Origin of the sequence: Dickeya sp. CFBP 2040 (assembly GCF_012273755.1) — a bacterium.
In the GTDB taxonomy this organism is placed as follows: domain Bacteria; phylum Pseudomonadota; class Gammaproteobacteria; order Enterobacterales; family Enterobacteriaceae; genus Dickeya; species Dickeya poaceiphila.
This window is the reverse complement of sequence record NZ_JAAVXH010000030.1, coordinates 39301-56460: the sequence shown is the minus strand read 5'-3', so window position 1 is coordinate 56460 and position 17160 is coordinate 39301. Positions and strand designations below refer to the sequence as shown.

General features: G+C 54.2%; 13 protein-coding genes. 2 read left to right on the top strand and 11 right to left on the bottom strand.

What is annotated here, in order from left to right:
* Positions 1–466 precede the first annotated feature (466 nt).
* The 4 genes from Dpoa2040_RS04430 to Dpoa2040_RS04415 all read right to left on the bottom strand — a co-directional run bounded on the left by Dpoa2040_RS04430 (position 467) and on the right by Dpoa2040_RS04415 (position 5654).
* Positions 467–2146, bottom strand: a complete 1680-nt coding sequence (locus Dpoa2040_RS04430) for an ABC transporter ATP-binding protein (RefSeq protein ID WP_168640434.1) — start codon at positions 2144–2146, stop codon at positions 467–469.
* Entirely contained in the window at positions 2143–2988 is an 846-nt protein-coding gene (locus Dpoa2040_RS04425; RefSeq protein WP_168640433.1) for an ABC transporter permease, read from the bottom strand. Before Dpoa2040_RS04425 ends, Dpoa2040_RS04430 begins: the two co-directional genes overlap by 4 nt.
* An 85-nt stretch (positions 2989–3073) precedes the next feature.
* Entirely contained in the window at positions 3074–4039 is a 966-nt protein-coding gene (locus Dpoa2040_RS04420) for an ABC transporter permease (RefSeq protein ID WP_168640432.1), read from the bottom strand.
* A complete protein-coding gene (locus Dpoa2040_RS04415) occupies positions 4017–5654 on the bottom strand; it encodes an ABC transporter substrate-binding protein (RefSeq protein WP_168640431.1) in 1638 nt (545 codons plus the stop codon). The genes Dpoa2040_RS04420 and Dpoa2040_RS04415 overlap by 23 nt, the downstream gene beginning before the upstream one ends.
* A 605-nt stretch (positions 5655–6259) precedes the next feature.
* Here Dpoa2040_RS04415 and Dpoa2040_RS04410 point away from each other — a divergent pair.
* Positions 6260–6712 carry a hypothetical protein gene (locus Dpoa2040_RS04410; protein ID WP_168640430.1) on the top strand — a complete coding sequence of 151 codons (453 nt, stop codon included), beginning with the start codon at positions 6260–6262 and terminating at the stop codon, positions 6710–6712.
* A 92-nt stretch (positions 6713–6804) separates the two neighbouring features.
* Here Dpoa2040_RS04410 and Dpoa2040_RS04405 read toward each other — a convergent pair whose 3' ends face one another.
* The 4 genes from Dpoa2040_RS04405 to Dpoa2040_RS04390 form a co-directional block, all read right to left on the bottom strand.
* Entirely contained in the window at positions 6805–8709 is a 1905-nt protein-coding gene (locus tag Dpoa2040_RS04405; RefSeq protein ID WP_168640429.1) for an addiction module, read from the bottom strand.
* A 28-nt stretch (positions 8710–8737) separates the two neighbouring features.
* Complete coding sequence (locus Dpoa2040_RS04400; protein WP_168640428.1) at positions 8738–9961, bottom strand: DUF1501 domain-containing protein; 1224 nt, start codon at positions 9959–9961, stop codon at positions 8738–8740.
* Positions 9962–9974: 13 nt separating this feature from the next.
* Positions 9975–11849: a DUF1800 family protein gene (locus tag Dpoa2040_RS04395; protein WP_246867244.1), complete on the bottom strand. Its 1875-nt coding sequence runs from the start codon at positions 11847–11849 to the stop codon at positions 9975–9977.
* A 281-nt stretch (positions 11850–12130) separates the two neighbouring features.
* The gene (locus Dpoa2040_RS04390; protein ID WP_042868288.1) at positions 12131–12673 is read right to left on the bottom strand and encodes a DUF1440 domain-containing protein; all 543 of its coding nucleotides are present in this window, start codon (positions 12671–12673) and stop codon (positions 12131–12133) included.
* Positions 12674–12956: 283 nt separating this feature from the next.
* Here Dpoa2040_RS04390 and Dpoa2040_RS04385 point away from each other — a divergent pair, with 283 nt between their 5' ends.
* Positions 12957–13277, top strand: coding sequence for a hypothetical protein (locus Dpoa2040_RS04385; protein WP_168640426.1), 321 nt, complete (start codon positions 12957–12959; stop codon positions 13275–13277).
* A 134-nt stretch (positions 13278–13411) separates the two neighbouring features.
* Here Dpoa2040_RS04385 and ubiI read toward each other — a convergent pair whose 3' ends face one another.
* The 3 genes from ubiI to pepP are packed head-to-tail and all read right to left on the bottom strand — an operon-like array spanning position 13412 to position 17152.
* Positions 13412–14623 carry an FAD-dependent 2-octaprenylphenol hydroxylase gene (gene ubiI, locus Dpoa2040_RS04380; RefSeq protein ID WP_168640425.1) on the bottom strand — a complete coding sequence of 404 codons (1212 nt, stop codon included), beginning with the start codon at positions 14621–14623 and terminating at the stop codon, positions 13412–13414.
* Between the two features lie 22 nt (positions 14624–14645).
* The gene (ubiH, locus tag Dpoa2040_RS04375) at positions 14646–15824 is read right to left on the bottom strand and encodes a 2-octaprenyl-6-methoxyphenyl hydroxylase (protein ID WP_168640424.1); all 1179 of its coding nucleotides are present in this window, start codon (positions 15822–15824) and stop codon (positions 14646–14648) included.
* Positions 15821–17152 (bottom strand): Xaa-Pro aminopeptidase, encoded by a 1332-nt coding sequence (pepP, locus tag Dpoa2040_RS04370; RefSeq protein WP_168640423.1) that lies wholly within the window; start codon positions 17150–17152, stop codon positions 15821–15823. Before pepP ends, ubiH begins: the two co-directional genes overlap by 4 nt.
* Positions 17153–17160 lie beyond the last annotated feature (8 nt).

Below are 17160 nucleotides of genomic sequence, written 5' to 3'. Positions count from 1 at the left end.
ATTAAGAGAAGGTGTCTTTAGTTACGGCATGATAATTCAAAAGTCTGTTCCGTTTTATAGAGTGAATCGTGATTTTGGCAAATTGTTTTTTTATTTTTGGAACGATGGTTTTGTGATCCCGGTTAGTGATTTTTGGTCTTTTGTGAATAAAACGACGCGTATCTGAGGGCTATGTAGATCAGAGGTAGATAAATAGAAAAGCACTGCCAGTAATACGATGTCGTACCTTATGAATAACTCTATGATCAACGTTAATTGCCGTTGCCTGCATGATGCCGCATGAATCTCGTCACGATGGCTTGATTCGTTTGCCGCAAATAATCAAAGCAATACAGCCCATCTGATGTGGGCTGTATCTTTCGGGAGGCGCTGATTTGATGATATGCGCGTCTTAGCAACGAAGATTCTTAGCAACGGTGAGTCTCAACAACAGTGAGTCTCAACAACAGTGGATGGACCTCCCCCATTACCGGCTAACCACCACCGGGGCGACGGTGGAAAGTAATTGCCGGGTATAGGGGTGTTGTGGTTGAGAGAATATCTGTTCCACGGTACCTCGCTCTACCACATCGCCATCTTTCATCACCGCAATCCGATGACTCATGTGCTGCACTACGCCCAGATCGTGAGAAATAAACACCATCGACAGGTGCAGGCATTGCTGCAACGCCACCAACAGGTCCAGCACCTGCGCCTGCGTGGTGACATCGAGCGCCGATACCGGTTCGTCACAAATCAGCACATCCGGCTCCGCCGCCAACGCCTGTGCGATGGAGATACGCTGGCGCTGCCCGCCGGACAACGATGGTGGCCGTCTGGAAAGCAGCGTTGGCGATAACCCTACCAGTTCCAACAGGGTAAGAATACGTTGCTGACGGGCGTGTGGGCTGAGATCGCGTCGTAGCCGCAACGGTTGCAACAGGATCTGTTCAATGGTGAACTGCGGATCGAACGAGCTGAGCGGGTCCTGAGTGATGGTCTGGATTCGGGCGCGCAATGGGCGGCGTTGCCGTTCGGCCAGTGTGCTCCAGGGGTGGCCGGACAGGCGCACTTCACCGCTGTCCGGTGACTGTAACGCCAGCATCACTTTCCCCAGCGTGGTCTTACCTGAACCGGATTCGCCAACAATGCCCAGCGTTTCGCCACGTTCCACCGCCAGCGAAATGTTGTTTACCGCGGTCAGGCGGCTGCCATCCGGGCGTTTGAACCAGACAGAGACTTCATCTACCTGCAACGCCAGCCCGCTCTTTTTGCCTGCATCGCCAGCGCCGGAGAGCACGCGCGATGCCTGCGCACTGAGCGGGTTTGCTCCTGCCAGCCAGTTGCCACGGGTGGCGGCAGTCGGAATTGCCGCCAGTAGCCTGCGGGTGTATGGGTGTTGCGGCGCGGACAGCACCTGTCGTGCCGGGCCGTGCTCCACCAACTCGCCTTGTTGCATCACCATCACTTGATCGGCGACTTGCGAAACCACCGCCAGATCGTGGGTGATCAGCAGCACGCCGTGCCCGGCTTGCGCCAGAGTGGTAAACAGCGTGAGTATCTGTTGCTGGACGGTGGCATCCAGCGCGGTGGTAGGCTCGTCGGCGATCAATAGTTTGGGTCCGGCAGCCAGCGCTGAGGCGATCAGCGCCCGCTGGCGCAAACCGCCGGACAGCTCATGCGGGTATTGTGCGGCACGGTTGGCAGGATCGGGAATACCGACCTGAGCCAGCAGTTCAGCGACGCGGGTTGCTACATCGTCACGCGAGGCCAGTTTATGGGTCAGCAGTGGTTCTGCCACTTCCTGCCCGATGCGCCGCAGCGGATCGAGCGATACCAGCGCATCCTGCAAGACAAAGCCGATCTCCCGGCCTCGCACTTGTTGCCATTGCCGGGCACTCAGTTTTTGCAGATCGCACCGGTTACCGTCATGGCACACCAGTTCAATGGCGTTGGCCTGAATGTGCGCCCGTTCACCCGCCAGACCAACCAGCGTGCGGGCGGTGACCGATTTACCGGAACCGGATTCGCCCACCAGCGCCAGTATCTCCCCCGGATTGACCTGAAACGACAAATTGCGCACCGATTCCACCGGCCCGTACGGGCTGGGGAAGGTCACGCTCAACCCATCAACGCGCAGTAATGGCTGCGAAGCAGACTGACTCATGCCGTCCCCCTGGCCAGAATGGCCTGCAAACGCCGGCCCAGCAGAGTGATAACGATCACCGACAGCGCGACAACGCTGGCGGGAAACAGGCTGGCCCAGGGGGCGATATCCAAAAAGTTGCGGCCATCGGCCAGTAGTGCGCCCCATTCGGCGGTAGGCGGCACCACGCCAAGCCCAAGAAAACTCAGTGCCGAGGCGGACAATACCGCATTGCCGACGCCAATGGTCGCCAGAATCAGCAATGGTCGTAAGGTGTTGGGAATGATATGACGTATCACGATGTACAACGGATGTTCGCCCAGTGCGACGGCATGTTCCACATAGCCAGAAAGTTTCACCTGCAGCACCTGCGAGCGTACCAGCCGTGCATAGCTGGCGACGCCTGCCAGCCCGACCGCCAGTAGCGTGTTTTCCGGGCCGCGGCCCAGTACGGCGATGACCAGCAACGCCAACAGCATTTCCGGAAACGCCAGCATAATATCCAGCAACCGCACCAGCACGCGGCGTATTGGCAACGGTGCCAGCGCTGATAGCGTACCCAGCAGTATGCCGCCGATGCAGGCGATCAACATCGCGCCAACGCCGATACTCAGTGACAACGACGTACCGTATACCACACGGGTGAATACATCGCGCCCAAGTGGGTCGGTACCGAACCAGTGGCCTGTGCCGGGAGGCTGGAGCACTGCCCCCATGTCCATCTGATCCGGCAGGTGATGTGTGAGCAGCGATGGAAAAAATACCGCCAGCAGTAACAGCAACACGGCGGCGGCAGGCAACACCGTGGCCGGTGCCAGCCAGGGGCTGCGATAGGCGGTGTGCCGGAACCGGCGTATCCGCATCAGAAGCCCGTTACCTGTTATAGGTTGATGGACTAATTGTTGATGTACTAACGGTTGATGAACTACAGGTTTATAGGTTAACGGTTCACTGCTCATGGGCGTTCGCCTTTTTTCTCAAACGGGGATCGATAAGCAGATACAGCGCATCCACCAGCAGGTTGATGACCACAAATAACAGCGCGGACAGCATCACCAGCCCCAGCACCAGCGGCATGTCACGGCTTTCGATGGCGTGAAGGGTAATCTGGCCGATGCCGGCGCGGCCAAACACGGTTTCGGTCAGCACCGAACCGCTCAACACGCCCGCCAGCAGCGTGCCGGTCAGCGTTGAAGCAGCCAGCGCGCCATGGCGCAAACCGTGCCGCAAGCGCAGCCAGGTTTCGCTAACGCCGCGGGTACGCACTGTCAGCGCGAACGGTTGCGACAGCGCCTCTTCCAGTCCGTCGCGCAGCACCTGACTTAACAGCGCCGCCAGCGGCAGACCCAGCGTGATGACCGGCAGCACCAGCGATATCAACCCGTCGTTGCCCATCACCGGAAACCACTGTAGCCGGAAGCTGAAAACGCTGAGCAATACGATGCCGATCCAGTAAACCGGCGTGCTGAGCAGCGTCAGCTCCAGCCAGGAGAGCAATGCCCGCAGCCGGGCGTGACGACCGGCAGTGAGCAACGCGTTGATAACCGACAGCAGCAATGCCAGTGCTAATGCGCTAATCGCAAGCTGGATGGTTTCCCGCATGGCGTCACCAATCAATGTGACTACCGGCTGCCGGTATTGATAGCTGACACCGAAATCGCCTTGCAGCGCCTGTCCACAGTAACGCAGGTATTGCATCCACAGCGGCTGATCGAGTCCAAACTGTTTGATCAGTGCTGCCCGGTACGCCTCATCCACCACGTTATCGCCACCGCTTAAGATCGCCACCGGATCGCCGGGGATCAGTTTAACGGCAATAAACGTCAGTGTGGCGGCGCCCCAAAGCACCGCCACGATGGTGAAGAGTCGCTGGAGGGCCGTGACGGCCCGGTTACGGTTTAATCCAGACATCATAGAAGTTCGGTTTCGCGTTAGTGGCCCAACTGATGCCTTGCACTTTTTTCGACAGCCCCAGTTGGTAGGCCGGGATAAACAGCGGCACCGCGTAAGCCTGATCAAGCAGTTCATGCTGAATAGCGCTGTAAAGCTGCTTACGCTCAGCGTCGCTGGCGCCGATGGCTTTTCTCAACGGCTCATCCAGCGAGTGGATGCGGCTGAAGTTGTTGCCGTTGGGCGGAATGTAGTTGGAGTCGAACACCGTACGCAGGATATCCGGCTCGGCGCGTACAAAGTAGTTAGAGGCGATATCATAGTCATTGTCATTGGTGCGGCTGATAAAGCCCCCGCTGTCCACCGGGCTGAGCTGGAGATCGATACCGGCCTGTTTCACCTGATACTGCACGGCCTGAAACAGGGTAATTTCCGCTGCTTCTGAAGAACCGGTGCTATAGACGAAATTCACAGTCAGGCGTTTGCCGTCTTTGGTGCGGTAACCGTCGCTATCCTTGGTTTTCCAGCCGGCTTCATCCAGCAGGTGGTTGGCTTTTTTCAGGTCAAAACCACCCAGTGCGGCGGCTGATTTGTCGTAATACAGCGTGGACGGGCCAAGAATGCTGTCCGCGGCTTTCAGGGTGCCGAAGAACGCGACTTTTGTCGCCGATGCCGCATCCACTGCGTGCAAGAAGGCGCGGCGTATGTTGACGTCCTGGAACGGGCCTTTGGAGGTGTTCAGATAAAGTACGCGATTAACGCCGGGGTTCTCGCGGGTGATCAATTCCAGACGAGGGTCTTTTTTCAGTGCGGCGGCATTGGCGGGGGGGACGGCGTCAATCGCCTGTACCTGGCCGCTGCTCAGCGCGCCAAGGCGCACTGACGATTCCGGCAGGTATTTGAATTCGATTTTATCCAGATAAGCTGGGCCAGAGTGTGCGGCATAACCCGGTCCCCAATGGTAATCCGGGCGTTTTTTCAGGCGGCTGCCACTGCCTTTTATGAACGACTCCAGAATAAACGGACCAGAACCGACAAGGGTGTTGCTGGTATTCGGCGTATTTTTCAGGTACGTCGGCGACTGAATGCCAAGGAAAGGCAGACTCAAACCTTGTAACAGCGCAGCGAACGGGTTTTTGTAGCTGATCACTACCGTGTAGTCGTCCGGTGTGGCGATGTTATCAATCGGTCCCAGCAGGGATTTTGCGTAACTGGAGGTGGTTTTGGGGTCGAGAATACGGTCCAGATTATATTTTACTGCTGCCGCATCCAGTTTGGTGCCGTCGCTGAACGTCACGTCTTTACGCAGGTGGAAGGTGTAGCGGGTATTGTTGTCGCTGATTTCCCAGCGTTCAGCCAGCCAGGGGGTAAAACGGTTGTCTTCTGCCTGACCTACCAGTGAATCCACCACGTTGCGGGCAACCAGCGCGGCGACAGAGTAAGCGGTAATGGACGGATCGATAACCGGGGTGTCGCTGCCCAGCCCGATATTCAACGTACCGCCTGACACGGGTGTGGCGGTCGCGTCTGCCGCGTTGGCAAAAGGCGATGCGCTTACTGCCAGAGACAGCAGCGCTGCGATAAGTAAAGCTATCCGTGATGTTTTGCTTGTCGGAGGTGCCGGATATAATGTTGCCATTCCCTGAGTCCTCAAAAAATTTAGCTTAGAAGAAGTGTAGTCATAGCTATGTACTCTAGGGGGGTGTCATAAGGGTGTAAAAGTATAAAAAATTATTTTTAATTCCTAAAAAGATATAAAAATAAAGGAGAAGTGTATAAATACGTAGGGTACATGAGGAATGGAGATGAATGCTGCTGGCCGGTAACCGCCTGGAAAAACAGCTTTCCCAGGTGACGAGGCTGAGCGGTAATAGTTAGGAGTAAGCGGAGCCAGGAGCCAGAAGGCAAAAAATGAATGATTTGGTTATAAGGTCTTTTTTGACCCTGTAAATAATTCTCTCTAAGTTGATTATTTTGCCAACTCTCTCACTGATGTTTGGTAATTTCCAGTTATGATCCAGTATTTATTATAATAATCCATTTATATTGTTTATATTATTATTTCCCATTGCCTTTCTTTTTTTGCTGTTTTTTATGTTTTCATCGTGTTATTTCTGTGGAAATATATTGTCATCTGGATTTTAAGTTCATTTTTTATTTATTTCCTATATTTGATTTCGGATGTTTATTATTTAATTTTTATTTTTTATCCGTCGGTTACGCCTTTTGAAAAAAGGAGGTGGCGTGGATTATTGTATTCTTCGCAGTATATTTTCTGGTTTGCCTGATTTAAATGACCCCCGCTTTGTGGTGTTTAATGATTTTTATTTAAATAATAAAGTGAAGGTACTTTCTTCATTGCCTTGGGTTGTGTCAGAAATTATTGAGAATGATGGTTTTGATAAAATGATCGAGTTTATTATCAGCCACGGAGGGTGTCGAATTTATATCAGCAGGAATTATCCTCTGTTTGTTCAGCGAGTGGGGATGCGCCTGTCGGAAAAGACCCATGAAAAAATGCTGTTCCACTCAATGCCTGATAATGCCCTGGACATTCCTTCGTCCTGGGGAATTTATTTGAAACTCAGGCATATTGCCGTCACATCATTGTTAAGCCAGGGCGTGAGTCAGGAAAGAATTGCCAGGGATTTTGGCATTACCAGTCGTGCCTTACGCAAGATAATGGCCGTGAAGTAGCAGTGTCCACGGCTCATGGGGTTAGGTTTTTTATCTATGATTTGAACAGGTTGTTAATGCTGCGGCCCTTTTAGGGTTTTTGAGTCACTATCTTACTTTGCCGGTTTGCCATTAATTATGCCATCACCATGATTACCGGTTTGGTTGTGGTGAGTGTTGGTAACGACAGGGGCGGTTGTCGTAAGAAAGTGGTGACACAGTGCGGCAATAACATAGCGTATCAGAATAAAACCAATCAATGCAGAGGCAAAACAAAGACTGAAACGCTCTCCTGTATGCAGCAGGGTCAGGGTAAGCAGCACATTCGTCATCAACCATCCCGACAGTATTTTATCCCGTGCTCGTTGCCAGCGCATTGAAGTTTTATTGGCGGTGAGATGGATAAGCCCTTTGGTTCCCCAACTGACATCACTGAACTGTGCGAGAGAGTAAGTGGTCAGATATAACGGGAAAAACAGCAAACTGGGTAAATAGAAAATTGCCATACGCCACAATGCGCTTAGGTTATCGGGTGAAACGATAGCGGCAAGTAGCAATGGCGTTGCAAGTAACATGATTATCGCCAGCGGATAAGTGATCAGGCTACAAAGGGTGAGTAAGGTCGTCGAGAGTCCTATGATAATCATCGCAATCTGATGCAGCATAAGCCCTGATGCGGTGTTGATATTGCATGATCGGCTTAGGAACATTACTCCAAACCACAGTAATAATACGCTGCCTGCCCAAAGATAGGCTGTCATCTCCTGTGATGTGGTTGATAACAGCTGCGGCATACTGATTGCGGCTGACATACTCAGCAGCGTAGGGGTAAGGAGTAAGGTAAACAGCGAGCTGCAATGCCACAGTATGGCCAACGTAATCTGCAGTTTTCGGGGACGTGAGAGCGATGCATTACGCCAAAGCGCAGGCAACTCCAGCAAGGTGGCGAAGCGAACCGCCAGAGTACTGTTGATCCAGCGACGGCGCTGGCGCATCAGTTCCCCCAGTGTGGAACAGGCATCCGTTTCCAGTCTGGCTGATGGCAGGTACTCCGTGGTGGCAGGGGTATCTTTGATGAGTTCAAACCCTAGTACGCGATCTTCTGCCAGAAATTGATTGTGTTCCAGCAGCCCTTTGGGATGCAGGCCGCGCAAGTAGTGCTGTAAAGGGCATGAACCCTGCGGGCCGGGGGCGACCAATGCTGCATAGCGTATCAGGCTGCATTGACCGGGAATCACATCCATATAGCCCAGGCATTGACTCACCGGCCAGTCGGTGAGTTTTTCCCAGAGAAAATCACTGTATTGCCAGTTTGTCAGCAGCCTGGTGTCGGTCGGCATCGCGGTAAGGGTATGCGTTGCCAGTGCCGCACAATCAGGATGTTGTTCCAGATAGTGATACAGGTTGTACAGGCAGGCGACATCAGGAATCGAGCCGGTATCGATTTGCAGCACATAACGCGGGGTGATTAGACGACAAAGATGGCGAAAAAACCAGTTGTGCGAATCCAGTTTCCCTCGGTTGTCTCGTTTCTCGGCCAGTAGCAGTTGGGGCAGAGACTTTTTGCAGTAAGGCTTGAGCGAGGTGGAAATCTTTCCAACCGGTTGGCTGTCAGAGCTGCGGCTGCGTTGAACGTGCAAACAATTGTGGCTGCCTTTATGGGGCGCTGGCGTGCCTGAGGAATCGGACAGCGTGAAACCTGACGAGGCCAGCCAGCATCGAGTGTCAGGATGCAATGCAGACTCACCGTCGGTGATGATGCAAATCACCAATGATGGCGGCGTCGGGTCATCACCGTAAGTCAATGTATGGCTGCGAAATAATGCCGCCAATGTGTTGTTAAGGGCAATCGGTGGTTCGTTATACAGGGTAACGCACACCAGAATATCGCATACGTCAGGCAACGAGGTTGTGTATATCAATTCCCCATCCGATACGTGCTCGTGAATAACATCTTGTGGTTCAGTACTGCTGTATGCGTCGTTCCTGATTTGGCGTGCAGTGGCATCGTGATTCATGATAGTCATCCTTGTCGTCATGATGGCGTTAGGTGTAGAAGCGCAAAGCCAGAGGGGAAAAACCTTCCTGCTGTAATGGGTTATGAGGCAATTGCCAGAACTGCGTCACAATGCTGGAGTAGAGGTGGCGAAAATCGGTGGTAAAGACGGGGTTGCCCGCTTCATCCAGTTTGGCAAGGTCTGAGCGTGTTCCATATATGCCGCCGTTGAGGACGCCGCCGAGTAAGAAAGCGACGCCGCTGGAGCCGTGGTCCGTACCGCCGGAGGCGTTCTCTTGCGGCCTGCGACCAAATTCTGATTGCACCAGAATCAGGCTGTCGTTCCAGGTGCCGATATCCATCAGCCCTTGACGCAATCCTGTCAGTAGCCGGGCAAGTTGTTGCAAGAGAGGGTTATGGTGTTCATGCATCAGTGAATGCAGATCAAAGCCCGACATGCCTAATTTCAGCACCGGGGTATCAACGCCGCAGGCGATCAGCCACAGCAACTGCGCCCCCTGAATGTAAACCGGTTCCATGTAGCCTGACTGCGTGGGGTTGAATAATCGTTCAAACGGATTGGGGCGATTGAGTTTTTGCCGAATGCGTTGGCTGATATTTTGGTGATTTTCTATCAGGGTTCGCAGGTAATGTGACGCGGCGCTGCTTGTCTGCGCGTCGGGTTGTAAGCGCATTGGCTCGTCAGACAGCAGCGTACTGGTGTCCTGAAGTTCGAGGGCGTGCACCCCCTCTTGCTGGATAAAATCTGGCGAACCTGAGAACACAATCCCATCCGCATCGTGGTGTCTGGCCCAGCGTTGATTGGCGGCAATCGTGCGGCCTGCCCAGCCTGAATGTCGTGTGGGATCGGTATAACCGGTATTCCAGATAGTCGTGGCATCAAAATGCGACAGTGTGGGATGGGGATAACCGATATCCGGGATGATAGCCAGTTCCCCATGCTGATAAATCGTTTCCAGCGCGGCGAGCGCGGAGTTAAAAGCGAATTCATCGTTGAGAGGGAGCCATTGTTTGGCCGGAATAGCCAGATTGGGTCGATAGTGACGATAAAGCGGGTCACGATAGGGAATCAGGGTATTAAGCGCATCGTTACCGCCAAACAACTCGACGATGATCAGCCTGCGCTGGCCGGTTTGCTGGCGTAATGCCTGGAGGTTTTCAGCCAGCACAGGGGCAGGTAACAGCGAGACTAATGGTAACGCGCCAAACAGTTTCAGCAAATTTCTGCGGGTATAGTCAGGTGCAGTCGTCATATATCACTCCGGATTATTTCAGGTTATAGGCCGGGTCTATGCTCAGAATCCGATACATCTGCTGCTGTAATTCCCTGAGCTGACTGGCAGATGCCGCTTGCATCACAGAGGCGACATCATCAGGCAGCGCGGGCATCAGCGGGGGAAGTAGTGGCAAAGGGGATGACGGCGTATCTGCTGTCACCGTAGGCTGAGGGTGTAGCTGTAACCGTGCCGTGCCATATTCAATGTTGAAGTTCAGTGGTGTTTGTAAGTCTTCCAGCGAGGCGCGGTCAGTGCTGACGGTGTTATCTAACGAGAACTCCAGCTCGGCATCACAATAAAAAGCACCGGTCGGCACCCCATTCGGGCAGCGGCCTGCTACCGCTTTTACCCAACGCGCGCTTGATGGGTTATAACGCTTGCCGTTGAGCGCTATCCAGTTGATGAACAGATGGGTATCCACGTCTTTCAGCGCAAAACCGAGTGTGACGGTTTGCGGGTGCGGCGGCAGTGCGGCGCTGGGAATAGTGGCATTTTCCCACATAGGTTTCATGGCCGCAGATTCGTTAGAGGCTTTCTCAATACCTTGTGTGAGCAAGCCGGCTTTGGCGGTAATCGTCCCGACAGGCTGCTGGTTGACGCGTACACTGAACGTGGCGGGAACCTGTCGGTATTCGGAGCTGAAACGAATATGCAATCCGTCAGCAGACTCGTCCGCGAGCCGATATGACTGGCTAACGGCAATCCACAGCCGTTCAATGATACGTTTTCTGTTGGTGATCTGGCTGTTGTTTAACCAGTTCAGGCCGCCTTTCCAGCCGGAAACATCCGGCGCGCTGAATGGCTCTTGCCCCAGCACAGCGGCATAGTCCGTGAGGATGCGGTAATCGGGCATCCGCAGGCGAAAGGTGCGGGCAAACCCGACAATCACATCCAGCGGAGATTTGATTAAATTGCCGCGGTTTTCCGGTGCCCAAAATGCTTCGCTTAATAACAGCGCGTTGAGTAGCGCCCGCAAGTTATAATCGCTGTCGCGCAATATCCCCGCCAGCCTGTGCACTTCCTCGTCATTCGGTGTGATGGAAACAAACTCATAATAGAATTTTCCGGCAATGCGCTCGGCGGTGCTGGGCTGGCGCAATAATATCTCTACTAACTGATCCAGTTCGTCACTGGCATTGCCTGCTACCGATTGCCCAAGGATCGTTTTTTCCCCGATGTCGCGCTCTTGCTCATTGACCAGATAGCGCCAGCCGTCATTCTGAGCGACAGTATGCCCGGCCAGCAGGCGCGCTACCTGTTTTACATCCTGTTCGCTGTAATGGCCGACACCCAGCGTGAACAGTTCCATCAATTCACGGGCCAGGTTTTCATTGGGGTGTGTACGGGTATTTTTCACGTTATCCAATCCGCTTAACATCATTGGATCACGCAAAATCCCTTTCAGTAACTGGCGAAAATCTTTGCCGCCCCAGCGGCGAAATAGCAGCAGTTGATCATAAAAAGGCGCGGAAATACGGGTGTTCTGGAAACGGGAAACAAAGTGATTGTGCCAGAAGAGCGTCAGCCGCTCGGCGAATGGCGCGGGGGTTTCAATCATCTCCTGCATCCACCAGTCTTGTAACTGATGAATTTCATTGATGCGGTAAAACACCACCTGCTCTTTTTCCCAGTCTTTGTCCCAGTAATTGGGACGAGGCCGGGAAATATAAGCGGGTGGCTGAATATAGTGCGGTTTATCCAGTGATGCCACTAACTGTGATACCGCCTGCTCTCTGGAAAGCGGCAGCAGGGCTGCAATATCCTGCTTGCTGGCGCCAAAGCTGGTGCGTTCAAGTAAATGTCGGGCATCATCAGGTGTGAGCGCACGAGCACTGCCGCAAAGCAGCAGTAATATGCCAACCATGCAGACACGGCTAAAAACGTGGCGAGATATCAGAACATACGAAGACGTAAGAAAATAAATGGGCATCATTGCGGTGTCCTTAGTTATTTCATGATGACGCTTCCTGCGTCATGAAATGACTGTAGGATGTTTTGGTTTAGGTGCCAGGTGGAACGGTTCCCCTGTTACAGGTTGGTGGTGGGGGAAAAGCCTGGCAGGCCGAAGGAAAAAACGGGCGAGAGGATATGAAAAACCCCTAATCAGAGTTAGGGGTTAGGTAACCAGATAATCAGAGCGTGATATCAGTGCGCGTGTTGCGTGGTCAATGTGTTGTCTTCTGACTGATGGGTGATACGGTTACGCAGGTCACGCCGTGCCAGCTCCGCTACCCAGAAACAGAACATGTGGCCGAAAATTTCTGAAAAGTGTTCGGCGAATGGCTGGTCCCATGGCGCAGGTACAGTGCCGAATAATGGCAGCAGCACGACATGGAACACCACCCAGAGCACCAGGCCGTAGAACGCACCCTGCCACAGTTTGATGCGTGGCCAGAATTCCGCCGCTACGCAATAAAGCACGCTAAAGGTAATTGAGAAGCCGAAGTGCATGATGAAGCTCATGATAGGCCGTGGGTTACCATTGAACAGATATGTCAGGTGGGAGAGATCAAACGACATGCCAAGCTGCTGTAATAATTGCTGAGGCGGGTTGGTGAGATCCCTTGCCGGAGTACGAGGCGGGAAGGGGATTTCCCAGCCAAATTTGGCAATCGCGCAAATGATGCCGGCAATAATGCCAACCACCACTGCCAGTATGATTTTTTCCTTAATAGTACGAGCTTGCATGGTATTTCTCCTTAAGAACAAAAAAGAAAAGATGAACAGTGAATAATTCACTCTCCTTAAATAATCACGTTCATCTTTGCCGGCAGTATACGCCTTTGAATTACGGTGTTCGAGTATTGCTTATCGTTATTATTTATCTGATAAGTTAATTGCTACTAATTTCAAATGGTGTTTTTTTAATGCGGTGGATATTAATTTTTATGCTCTATTGTGACAGGGGTGTGGTGTTTTTTTTTCTGCGGATTGGATAATTTCATAATGAAATATTAAGGTGTTATCTTATGTGATGGAAATAATTGGCGTGGTTTTCTTTGCGATGTTGATGACATCCAACTGTATTCGTTATCGTTCAAGTGACTGGAATATCGATTATTTTATTTCAATTCATTATCATTTTATTTATTTCGTTATTTCAGGGGGTGGTAGCGATGAATATTTATTATGCGCTCGGTGGATTTATATTTTCATGTTTTCTTATTATTCGGCGATATACTCAAAGAAAGGGCTGCTCTTATTTTCCTTGTTACCACTGCACAGATTAAACGTAACCAGTCAGATGGTTTTTATGAAGCAGGATGCAGAAATGCTGGCGGGAAGGAAATAAGCTGATGAAAAGCAGCCACTGGTTGATTACTGATACGTGGGCTGTAATGTGTGGGCTGCGCCATGAACGCACGCAGCCCGATAGTTTTACTTAAGGTTAATAGTTTTACTTCAGGTTAATAGTTTTACTTCAGGTTAACTGGCGTGGTTCAGCCAGTCAGGGAGATCGTTAAGCCCCATCGCCTGACGTACCAGCGTCGGCTTGACGCCTGGCAGTGTGTCCGCCAGCTTCAGGCTGATATCACGCAGCAGGCTGCTAACCGGGTGTGAACCGGCGAACAGGGTACGAAAGCCCTGCATACTCGCCAGCATCATGGCCGCACTGTGTTTGCGACGCCGTTCGTAACGTCGCAGATACAGGTGCTGGCCGATGTCTTTACCTTGCGCCTGTAACCGTTTGAGTTCGGCAATCAGCTCCGCCACGTCCATAAAACCGAGGTTGACGCCCTGACCCGCCAGCGGATGAATGGTGTGTGCCGCATCGCCCGTCAGCACCAGCCGGTGAGCCGCAAAGCTGCGGGCATAACGCGCGGTAAGCGGGAAGGTTTGGCGGTCACTCTCTAACTGGCACAGCCCCAGCCGCATATCGAAGGTGATTGCCAGTTGTCTGGCAAACTCCTCGGCAGGCAGCTCGCACATTTGTCGGGCACGTTCTGGCGGCAGCGACCAGACTATCGAACTAAGATGCGGGTCGCTGAGCGGCAGAAATGCCAGAATACCGTCGCCGTGGAATACCTGACTGGCGGTAGCGCCGTGCGGCTGTTCAGTCCGGATGTTGGCGACCAGCGCATGATGGCCGTAATCCCAAAAAGTGAGTGGAATATCAGCGTGCTGGCGCAGCCAGGAGTGTGCGCCGTCTGCTCCCACCACCAACCGGGCAGTGAGCATGTTGCCGTCTTCCAGTGTAATGAAGGCTTCCGTTTCGCCCCAGGCTACCTGCCGCAGCGCAGCGGGCGCCAGCAGAGTGATATCCCGCGATTGGGCTGCCTGTTGCCACAATGCCCACTGGATGACATCGTTTTCGACGATGTGGCCGAGGTGGGAAAACCCAAACTCTTCACCGCAAAAACGAATATTGCCGAAGCTGTCTTTATCCCAGACGTACATGTCGTTGTAGGGACTTAGCCGTTGTGCGGCAATGCCCGGCCAGACGTTGAGCTTACGCAGCAGCGTTTCGCTGGCGGCATTGATGGCGGATACGCGCAGCGCGTGCGGACCGGTTGCCGATGGTGCCGTGGCCGCCTGCTTTTCCAGCACCGCGACGCTCAGGCCGCTGCCTTGCAAACCACAGGCCAGTGCCAACCCGACCATTCCTCCACCCGCGATGACCACATCAAATGATTGCATAGAGCATGAATTCCTGTCTGTATTAACGTTCCACCCAGCCCAGCGTACGCCGTGCCAGCACGTCACGCAGCAGCGGCAGGCCATTCATCGCCATCAGCCCCAGATTCCGCCCGACTTCCATCGGAAACAGGCGGTTGGAGAAGACGCGCACCAGCCCGTCGGTCAAGGTTACCGTGGTGTGCTGATCTGGCTGGCGGCGACGTTGATAGCGTTGCAACACCATTTGGCTGCCCGGATCTTCCTGCTGTTCGACTGCGGCCACCACGGTTTCCGCCAGTGTCATCACGTCGCGCAAACCGAGGTTGAACCCTTGCCCGGCGATGGGGTGCAGAGTTTGCGCCGCATTGCCTGCCAGCGCCAACCGGTGGCTGATGTGCCGGCTGGCGGTCGAGAGTGCCAGCGGATAACTGTGACGCTCGCCGACCTGGGTTATCGCCCCCAGCCGCCAGCCAAACGCCCGCTGCAACTGCTGGCGAAACTGTGTATCGCTCCAGCTATCCACCTCGGTCTGTTGTGATAGCGGGTGGCACCACACCAGTGAGCTGCGGCCTTTGCTCATTGGCAACAGCGCCAGCGGACCGTGCTCGGTGAAGCGCTCGTAGGCGCGGCCCTGATGTGCTTGCGCGGTGGTGACATTGGCGATGACAGCCACCTGTTCGTAAGGCGCGTGCTGCCGCTGGATACCGGCGTACTGTGCCAGCCGGGAGTGAGAGCCATCGGCTGCCACCAGCAGTTGCCCGCTCAGCAGGGTACCGTTGTCCAACTGCAGTGACGCGCTGCTCTCTTCCCGCTGCATACTGACTACCGTTGCCGGGCAATGCAATCGCACGCCGGGCGCCTGTTGTAATAGCGAGAACAATCGTTTGCCGACGTCGTGTAGTTCAACCACGTGACCTAGCGCCGGTACCCGGTAATCGCTGGCCTGCAACCGTACCCGCCCTGCGTGACCCCGGTCACTGACGTGTACGCTGGTGATGGGGGTGGCGACGGGGGCGAACGTCTGCCAGACGCCGATAGCGTCCAACTGCATACAGGTGCCCTGGGCCAGCGCAATGGCGCGGGCGTCAAAACCGGGGTGCTGGTGCTCTTGCGGCGAGCGGGCTTCGACCAGGTCTACCGGAACCCGACCGTTCGACAGGTGGGAGATCGCCAGCGCCAGCGTTGCGCCTGCCATTCCGCCGCCGACAATCATGACCGTCATGAGGCGTATCCTGCTGCTGCTTTTGCCATCAATGCTTCGATGTCATCCGGATCTTTCACTACGTTTCCGGTCAGCACGTCATTGCCGGTTGCGGTGATCACAATATCGTCTTCGATGCGAATGCCAATACCGCGATACTCCGGCGGTACATCAGCATCCGGCGCGATGTACAGGCCCGGTTCTACTGTCAGCACCATGCCCGGCTCCAGTGGCCGGCCACGATCAGCGGTGCCGTAGTCGCCAACGTCATGCACATCCATGCCGAGCCAGTGGCTCAGACCGTGCATAAAGAACTTACGGTGCGCCTGTTCGGCGAACAGGGTATCTGCATCGCCTTGCAGGATACCGAGTTTGATCAGGCCGCGCAGCATGATGCGCACCACTTCTTCATTCACTTCGCGGATGCTACGGCCCGGCGCGAACATCTCAATAGCGCGCACTTCCGATTCCAGCACGATATCGTAAATTGCGCGCTGCGCCGGGGTGAATTTGCCGTTGACCGGGAATGTGCGGGTGATATCGCCCGCGTAGCCCTGGTATTCGCATCCGGCGTCGATCAGCACCAGATCGCCGTCGCGCATCTGACATTCGTTTTCGGTGTAGTGCAGGATGCAGGCGTTTTCGCCGCTGCCGACAATGGTGTTATAAGACGGATAGCGTGCGCCGTGGCGGTTGAATTCGTGGTGGATTTCCCCTTCCAACTGGTATTCAAACATGCCGGGGCGGCATTTTTCCATCGCACGGGTGTGGGCCAGCGCGCTAATTTCACCGGCGCGGCGCAGGATGTCGATTTCTGCCGGCGATTTAAACAGGCGCATGTCGTGCACCCACGGTCGCCAGTCGGTCAGGGTGGCCGGCGCGCGAAAGCCCTTGCGTGTGCCGCCGGTGCGCAGGGTTTCCAGCGCGGCGAACACCAGCTTGTCGGCATAGGCGTATTCCCCCTGTGCATGGTAGACCACATCCAGACCATTGAGCAGCAGATGCAGCTGTTCGCCGATTTCGCTGAACGGCAGCGCGCGGTCCACGCCCAGTTTAGCCGGCGCGGCTTCCTGGCCGAGACGACGACCGAACCAGATTTCGGCGGTGAGATCGCGCACCCGGTTAAACAACACGCTGTGGTGGTGATTTTCGTCGCTCTTGATCAGCAGCAGCGCAGCTTCCGGTTCATTAAAACCGGTGAAATACCAGAAATCGCTGTTCTGGCGGTAAGGGTAGTCGCTGTCCGCGTTGCGCTGCACTTCCGGCGCGGCGAACAGAATCGCCGCGCTGCCGGGCGCCATTTTGTCCAGCAGAGCCAGGCGACGGCGGAGATATTCTTGTTGGTTCATTACCTGCT

Bases quoted from the DNA above. Each gene is read 5' to 3' on its own strand.
- Dpoa2040_RS04430 (WP_168640434.1), bottom strand. From the start codon at position 2,146: ATGAGTCAGTCTGCTTCGCAGCCATTACTGCGCGTTGATGGGTTGAGC.
- Dpoa2040_RS04425 (WP_168640433.1), bottom strand. From the start codon at position 2,988: ATGCGGATACGCCGGTTCCGGCACACCGCCTATCGCAGCCCCTGGCTG.
- Dpoa2040_RS04420 (WP_168640432.1), bottom strand. From the start codon at position 4,039: ATGATGTCTGGATTAAACCGTAACCGGGCCGTCACGGCCCTCCAGCGA.
- Dpoa2040_RS04415 (WP_168640431.1), bottom strand. From the start codon at position 5,654: ATGGCAACATTATATCCGGCACCTCCGACAAGCAAAACATCACGGATA.
- Dpoa2040_RS04405 (WP_168640429.1), bottom strand. From the start codon at position 8,709: ATGAATCACGATGCCACTGCACGCCAAATCAGGAACGACGCATACAGC.
- Dpoa2040_RS04400 (WP_168640428.1), bottom strand. From the start codon at position 9,961: ATGACGACTGCACCTGACTATACCCGCAGAAATTTGCTGAAACTGTTT.
- Dpoa2040_RS04395 (WP_246867244.1), bottom strand. From the start codon at position 11,849: ATGGTTGGCATATTACTGCTGCTTTGCGGCAGTGCTCGTGCGCTCACA.
- Dpoa2040_RS04390 (WP_042868288.1), bottom strand. From the start codon at position 12,673: ATGCAAGCTCGTACTATTAAGGAAAAAATCATACTGGCAGTGGTGGTT.
- ubiI (WP_168640425.1), bottom strand. From the start codon at position 14,623: ATGCAATCATTTGATGTGGTCATCGCGGGTGGAGGAATGGTCGGGTTG.
- ubiH (WP_168640424.1), bottom strand. From the start codon at position 15,824: ATGACGGTCATGATTGTCGGCGGCGGAATGGCAGGCGCAACGCTGGCG.
- pepP (WP_168640423.1), bottom strand. From the start codon at position 17,152: ATGAACCAACAAGAATATCTCCGCCGTCGCCTGGCTCTGCTGGACAAA.